At 64.6% G+C, this 6,839-nt stretch carries 5 protein-coding genes; all 5 read right to left on the bottom strand.

All coding sequences use genetic code 11. The features are described from left to right. Window positions 1-85: 85 nt before the first annotated feature. The 5 genes from FJ958_RS26890 to glnT all read right to left on the bottom strand — a co-directional run bounded on the left by FJ958_RS26890 (window position 86) and on the right by glnT (window position 6,816). Window positions 86-712 (bottom strand): sarcosine oxidase subunit gamma family protein, encoded by a 627-nt coding sequence (locus FJ958_RS26890; protein ID WP_140747623.1) that lies wholly within the window; start codon window positions 710-712, stop codon window positions 86-88. Next, on the bottom strand, window positions 705-3,686 hold the full coding sequence (locus FJ958_RS26885; RefSeq protein ID WP_140747620.1) for a sarcosine oxidase subunit alpha: 2,982 nt from the start codon (window positions 3,684-3,686) through the stop codon (window positions 705-707). The genes FJ958_RS26890 and FJ958_RS26885 overlap by 8 nt, the downstream gene beginning before the upstream one ends. Window positions 3,687-3,927: 241 nt before the next feature. Then, window positions 3,928-4,203 (bottom strand): sarcosine oxidase subunit delta, encoded by a 276-nt coding sequence (locus FJ958_RS26875; protein WP_140747614.1) that lies wholly within the window; start codon window positions 4,201-4,203, stop codon window positions 3,928-3,930. Window positions 4,204-4,219: 16 nt separating this feature from the next. Next, window positions 4,220-5,473 carry a sarcosine oxidase subunit beta family protein gene (locus tag FJ958_RS26870; protein ID WP_140747611.1) on the bottom strand — a complete coding sequence of 418 codons (1,254 nt, stop codon included), beginning with the start codon at window positions 5,471-5,473 and terminating at the stop codon, window positions 4,220-4,222. A 35-nt stretch (window positions 5,474-5,508) separates the two neighbouring features. After that, window positions 5,509-6,816 carry a type III glutamate--ammonia ligase gene (gene glnT / locus FJ958_RS26865; protein ID WP_140747608.1) on the bottom strand — a complete coding sequence of 436 codons (1,308 nt, stop codon included), beginning with the start codon at window positions 6,814-6,816 and terminating at the stop codon, window positions 5,509-5,511. Window positions 6,817-6,839: the final 23 nt, after the last annotated feature.

Genomic DNA, 6,839 nt, shown 5'->3' with positions numbered 1-6,839 from the left:
ACTCCGCTGGAACACCCCTCATCCGTCTCGGCGCTACCGCGCCGATCCACCTTCTCCCACAAGGGGGAGAAGGAAGAGCGCAGCGTTACGCCAAATCCTCGGAATACGCGATCTCGATTCCATACTCGGCGGCCGAGTCCAGCATCGTGTGCCACAGGCTCTCGGCAAATGTCGCGAACACCAGAACGTTGAACACCGCCTGGCCATCAGTCCGATCATTACCGCGCCACAGAGTGACGCTGGTGTGATCCATCGAGGTCGCGGCGGCCGCACCGGCCGGGAACGCCTCGGCGTGCAGATCGATCGACGACAGCTTGGCGAGCATCATGCGCGCCTTGGCACCGGAAATGCTGATCAGCACCCGCGCATGTGATTGATCAGACAGCGAGGCAGAGCCGGAAAACCCCGGCGCCAGCGCGCCCATCCCATGCCTGCCGCCCTTCGACAGGACGAAAAACTGGTCCGGTCCCGACCAGATCAATGTGGCATCCGCCGTCCGCACTGCCTTGGGCGTTTCTGGAGCGGCGACACCGAAATGGCCCTTGGCGGCTGTCGCCATTTCGGCCGCCTTGCCGCGCCGCGCCATCACCTGGACGAGGTCGAAATCGCGGATCTCGGTCAGCGACACACCGGCATCGCCGTGTGCGCCGTACGGTCCAGCGACGAGCGCGCGTTCGAGCGGGCTGCGGACGTCCCAGGAAAACTCAACCACGCTGGCGCCCTCCATCCGGGTCGTAGAAGACGGGGTTGCAGAGTTCGACATCATAGTCCTCACCGCGCAATGGATCATGCGCGTGCACGATCTCGCCGATGCGCTCACGGCCACGCTCGACGAGTGCGAGCCCGATCCACTGGTCTGATGTCGGCGAGAAGCAGACCGAGGTGACATAGCCCTGGTCGTTGCTCGGGCCGGGTGTCTGGCCCTTCGGGATGATGTGTGCGCCGGAGCGCAGCCGGCTCGCCTTGTCGGTCGGCTTGACGCCGACCACGACCTGTCGGTCCGGGGCGACCAGCGCCTCGCGGCCGGCCATGACGCGGCCGATGAAGTCCTTCTTGGTCGACATCATCTTACCCAGGCCAAGGTCGGCGGCCGTCGTCGTGCCGCTAAGCTCGGGGCCGGCGACATGGCCCTTCTCGATCCGCATCACGCCGAGCGCCTCGGTGCCGTAAGGCGTGACGCCGAAAGGCTTGCCGGCCAGCATCAGATTGCGCGCCATGGCTTCGCCGTAGCGAGCCGGCACGGAAATCTCGAACGCCATCTCGCCGGAGAAGGAGATGCGGAACAGCCGCGCCTTGATGCCGCCGCGCAACGCCACTTCGCGCGCGCCCATGAACGGGAAACCTTCGTTGGAGAGATCCTCGGCCGGATCGACGATCTCCTTCAGCAGATCGCGGGTCTTGGGTCCGGCAATCGAAAATTGCGCCCACTGATCGGATACCGAGGTCAGTTGCACGTCGAGTTCCGGAAACAGCACCTGCCGGCAGAATTCGAGATGCTGCATCACCAGCCCGGCCTTGGCGGTCGTGGTGGTCAGGAAATAGTGATCCTCGGCCAGCCGCGACGTCGTGCCGTCGTCGTAGACCAGACCATCCTCACGCAGCATCAGTCCGTAGCGCGCCTTGCCGACGGCAAGGTTGGAGAAGGTGTTGATGTAGACGCGGTCGAGGAAGACGCCGGCATCCGGGCCATGCACGTCGATCTTGCCGAGCGTCGAGACATCGCAGAAGCCGACGCCTGAGCGCACCGCCTTGACCTCGCGGGTAACCGATTCCAGCCAGTCCTTCTCGCCGGCACGCGGATACCATTGCGCGCGTTTCCACAGGCCGGTGTCGACGAAGACCGCGCCCTGTTCGGCCGCCCAGTGATGCGACGGCGTCAGCCGCGTCGCATGAAAGGTCTCGTCGCGGTGATGGCCGGCAAAGGCGCCTATGGCGACGGGCACGTAAGGCGGCCGGTAGATCGTCGTGCCTGTCTCGGGAATGGAGCGGCCGCTTACCGCTGCCATGATGGCGAGGCCGGCGACGTTGGAGGTCTTGCCTTGGTCGGTCGCCATGCCGAGTGTGGTGTAGCGCTTCAGATGCTCGACCGATTCAAAGCCCTCGCGCTGAGCAAGCTCGACATCGGAGGCGGTGACGTCATGCTGCTGGTCGACGAAGGCCTTGCCCTTGCCGGCAACATGCCAAAGCGGCGTCAGCGAAAAGGCTTCGTCGTCGGAGACCGGCATCGAGCCGGAACTGCCGCTACGCCCCGCATCGTGCGCCGCGGCAGTGCCTGCCGCAAACCCTTCGCGCAGGCAGGCGCCAAGGCCGAAGGAACCGGTGGCGGCGCCAGCGGCCACCATGCCGGGCGGCGCGCCGTCGGGCACGAAGGCGGCGATATCCTCACGCCATTTCGGCCGGCCTCGATGATAGGAGGTCAACCCGACAGCGGGGTTCCAGCCACCCGAAACGGCGAGGCCGTCGGCCTCGACTTCGGCGCGCGCACCGCCGGTGAGTGAGACAGCGATTTTGCGGACGCCGTCCTTGCCGCCGTCGACACCGCTGACGGAGCCGTGCAGCACCGGGAATCCGCCCTTGGATGCCAGCGAACGATGGGCCGGCGATATGTCGTGCCGTGCGTCGATCACCGCCGCGATTTGCAATCCCGCGCCGAGGGCGGTCTCGACCGTGCGCCAGCCGTCCTCATTGTTGGTGAACAGCGCGACCCGCCTTGCAGGCGCCGCGGCATAACGCATGACATAGCTGCGCATCGCCGAGGCCATCATCACGCCTGGCGTGTCGTTGCCGGCAAAGACGATCGGCCGCTCGATGGCGCCAGCCGCGACCACACAGCGTTTGGCCACGATCCGCCACAGCCGCTGGCGCACCTGATGCTCAGGCGGCGAGGGGAGATGGTCGTTCACACGCTCGATCGCGCCATAGGTGCCGCCGTCATAGGCGCCGAACAGCGTCGTGCGTGTCATGATGCGGACATCGGGCATTGCCGAGAGTTCAGCCAGCGTTCGCGACAGCCACTCCGCCGCCGGCAGTCCGTCGATCGTGCCGCCATCCGAGAGCAGGCGTCCGCCGAGCGCAAAATCCTCTTCGCACAGGATGACGCGGGCACCCGTGCGGCCGGCAGCCAACGCCGCCGCGAGGCCCGTTGGACCGGAGCCGGCGATCACCACGTCGCAATACGCCCAGACTTTGTCGTAGTGGTCCGGATCGGCGATGCCCGCGGCGCGGCCGAGGCCTGCGGCGCGGCGGATCGCCGGCTCGTAGACCGCTTCCCAGAACTTCGCCGGCCACATGAAGGTCTTGTAGTAGAAGCCGGCGACGAAGATCGGCGCGAACAATTGATTGACCGACATCACATCGAAGCGCAGCGACGGCCAGCGGTTCTGGCTGGCGGCCTCGAGCCCTTCATAGATTTCGGCGGTCGTGGCCTTGGTGTTCGGCTCGCGCCTTGCGCCCGTACGCAATTCGACCAGCGCGTTGGGCTCTTCGGAACCCGCGGTCAGGATGCCGCGCGGACGGTGGTACTTGAACGAGCGGCCGACGAGTTTGACGCCATTGGCGACCAAAGCCGAGGCGAGTGTATCGCCCTGGAAGCCGGCGAAGCTCTTGCCGTCGAAGCGGAAGTTCAGCGCCGCCGAGCGGTCGATGAGGCCGCCGGATGTGAGGCGATGGGATTGGCTGGAATTCACGATGCCCGGCCCTCACTCAATTCGGCTTCATAGGAGAGGGTAGCACTGCCCCTCATCGCCCTGCCGGGCACTTCTCCCCGTATAGAGACGGGGAGAAGGGGGCTGGCTGCAACGCCGGCTTCCTTCCTAGAATGCCGACGATTGGCGAAACCGGTGGCGAGAGCGCCCCTCTCCCCGTCCCTATACGGGGAGAGGATGCCGGCAGGCAGGTGAGGGGCAGCGCCGAGATTGACGGGAAATCTCATTTCACAACCTGCCTCGCACCGGCACCAGCCGCCGGCTCAACCGAAGAAATCTCATGCGTCAGCGTGTTGCGGGTGACCTTCAGCCACGCCCGGCAGCCGCCGCCATGGTACCAGTTCTCCTCCATCACGCCGGCGATGTTGTCGCGCAGATAGACGTAGTCGAAAACCTCGTCTTCCGGGGCGCCGGCCACAGGCCGCACCGGCTTGGCGTCACCGAGATAGGTGAACTCGCCGAGTTCGCGTTCGCCGCAGAAGGGACAGACAATGCGCATGGTTTCCTGACCGTCCTCAGTGAAGGTTCGGTTGGGCGCCCTGGCCCTTTTCGTCGATCATGGCGCCGGTGCGGAACCGGTCGAGGCGGAAGCGCGCCGCTTCCTTGTGCGACTCGTCGCGAGCCAGAAGATGAGCGAAGACGAAGCCCGATCCCGGCGTCGCCTTGAAGCCGCCATAGCACCAGCCGGCGTTGAGATAGAGGCCATCCACCGGTGTCTTGTCGATGATCGGCGAGCCGTCCATCGACATGTCCATGATGCCGCCCCACTGGCGCAGCAGCCGCACGCGGCCGATCATCGGGATCAGCGCCATGCCGCCTTCGCAGACATCCTCCATCACGGGCATGTTGCCGCGCTGGGCGTAGGAATTGTAGCCGTCGATATCGCCGCCGAAGACGAGGCCGCCCTTGTCCGACTGGCTGACATAGAAATGGCCGGCGCCGAAGGTCATGACATTGGGGATCAGCGGCTTGATCGCTTCGGAGACGAAGGCCTGCAGCACATGGCTTTCGATCGGCAGGCGCAGGCCAGCCATCGCCGCGACGCGCGACGAAGAACCGGCCACCGCCATGCCGACCTTGCCGGCGCCTATCCTGCCACGCGAGGTCTCGACGCCGGTGACTTTGCCGTTGGCATCCCTGACGAAACCAGTGACCTCGCAATTCTGGATGATGTCGACGCCAAGTTCGCTCGCGGCGTGGGCATAGCCCCAGACCACGGCGTCATGCCGGGCCGTGCCGCCGCGCCGCTGCAGCAGCCCGCCCTGCACGGGAAAGCGCGCATTGTCGAAGTTCAGGAACGGCATCATCTTCTTGACCGCGGCGAGGTCGAGCAGTTCAGCGTCGATGCCGTTGATGCGCATTGTGTTGCCGCGCCGCGCATAGGCGTCGCGCTGGGCGTCCGAATGGTAGAGATTGATGACGCCGCGCTGGCTGACCATGGCGTTGTAGTTGAGATCCTGCTCCATCCGCTCCCACAGCTTCATCGACAATTCGTAGAACCCGGTATTGCCGGACAGCCCGTAATTGGAGCGGATGATCGTGGTGTTGCGGCCGGCATTGCCGGAACCGATCCAGCCCTTTTCCAGCACGGCGACATTCTTGATGCCGAACTCGCTGGCGAGGAACCAGGCGGTGGCCAGGCCATGGCCGCCACCGCCGATGATCACCACGTCGTAGCGATCCTTCGGGGTGGCGTCGCGCCAGGTGCGCTGCCAGTTCTTGTGGCCGGAAAGGGCGGCATGTGCGAGCGAGAAGATCGAGTATTTCATCAGGTCATTCCGAGGCCGCTCGCACCGCTGGACGGTTATATGTCCAACGTGTGGTCGCGCTCCCATTGCGTGAAGTGCGAAGCATAGGAATTCCATTCCTGGTGCTTCAGCTTTAGATAAGCCGACGAGAATTCCTCACCCAGCGCCGCCTTTAGCGATTTGTCCTTGTCGAACTCGCGTAGCGCGTCGAGCAGGTTGAGCGGCAGTTTCGGCGCGCCCTTCACCGTGTGGCCGTTCTGGTACATGTCGATGTCGTAGCGCCTGCCCGGATCGGCTTTCGAGCGGATCCCGTCGAGACCAGCCGCGATGATGACCGCCTGCAAGAGATAGGGATTGGCGGCGCCATCCGGCAGGCGCAACTCGAAGCGGCCGGGGCCGGGCACACGCACCATGTGGGTGCGGTTGTTGCCGGTCCAGGTCACCGTGTTCGGTGCCCAGGTCGCGCCCGAAATCGTGCGCGGCGCGTTGATGCGCTTGTAGGAATTGACCGTCGGGTTGGTGATCGCCGCGAGCGCCGAGGCATGCTTCATGATGCCGCCGAGGAAGTTCCTGCCTTTGGCCGACAGGCCGAGTTCCATCGAATTGTCGGCAAAGACGTTGGTCTTGCCGGATTTGTCCCACACCGAGATGTGAGCATGGCAGCCATTGCCGGTCAGGCCCTGGAAGGGCTTGGGCATGAAAGTGGCGCGCAGGCCATGCTTCTCCGCGATCGACTTGACCATGAACTTGAAGAAGGAGTGCTTGTCGGCGGTGGCCAGCACATCGTCGAAGGCCCAGTTCATCTCGAACTGACCGTTGGCGTCCTCATGGTCGTTTTGGTAGGCGCCCCAGCCGAGCGCCAGCATGTGGTCGCAAATCTCGGCGATGACATCGTAGCGGCGCATCACCGCTTGCTGGTCGTAGCAGGGTTTCGAGGCGGTATCGTATTCGTCGGAGATGGTTTTGCCGTCGGGCGAGATCAGGAAGAACTCGGCCTCGACGCCGGTCTTCACATGCATGCCGTCGCTGGCGGCTTCCGCGATCAGCCGTTTCAGCGTGTTGCGCGGCGCCTGGTCGACATCCTTGTCGTCCATGATGCAGTTGGCGGCGACCCAGGCGACTTCAGGTTTCCACGGCAACTGGATGACAGAATCCGGATCCGGAACCGCCAGCATGTCGGGATGCGCTGGGGTCAGGTCGAGCCAGGTGGCGAACCCCGCGAAGCCGGCGCCGTCTTTCTGCATATCGGCGATGGCCTGTGCCGGCACCAGCTTGGCGCGTTGCCCGCTGAACAGGTCGGTGTAGGAAATCATGAAGTATTTGACGCCGTTCTCCTTGGCGAATGCGGCGAGATCGTTCCCCATTATGTAGTTTCCTCGCTATGTGA

Origin of the sequence: Mesorhizobium sp. B2-3-5 (genome assembly GCF_006442395.1) — a bacterium.
In the GTDB taxonomy this organism is placed as follows: Bacteria; Pseudomonadota; Alphaproteobacteria; order Rhizobiales; family Rhizobiaceae; genus Mesorhizobium.
Note: the sequence above shows the minus strand (reverse complement) of the source record. Positions and strands in the feature narration are given on the sequence as shown.

Coding starts and splice junctions, on each gene's coding strand:
- FJ958_RS26870 (WP_140747611.1), bottom strand. CDS start 5,473: ATGAAATACTCGATCTTCTCGCTCGCACATGCCGCCCTTTCCGGCCAC.
- glnT (WP_140747608.1), bottom strand. CDS start 6,816: ATGGGGAACGATCTCGCCGCATTCGCCAAGGAGAACGGCGTCAAATAC.
- FJ958_RS26875 (WP_140747614.1), bottom strand. CDS start 4,203: ATGCGCATTGTCTGTCCCTTCTGCGGCGAACGCGAACTCGGCGAGTTC.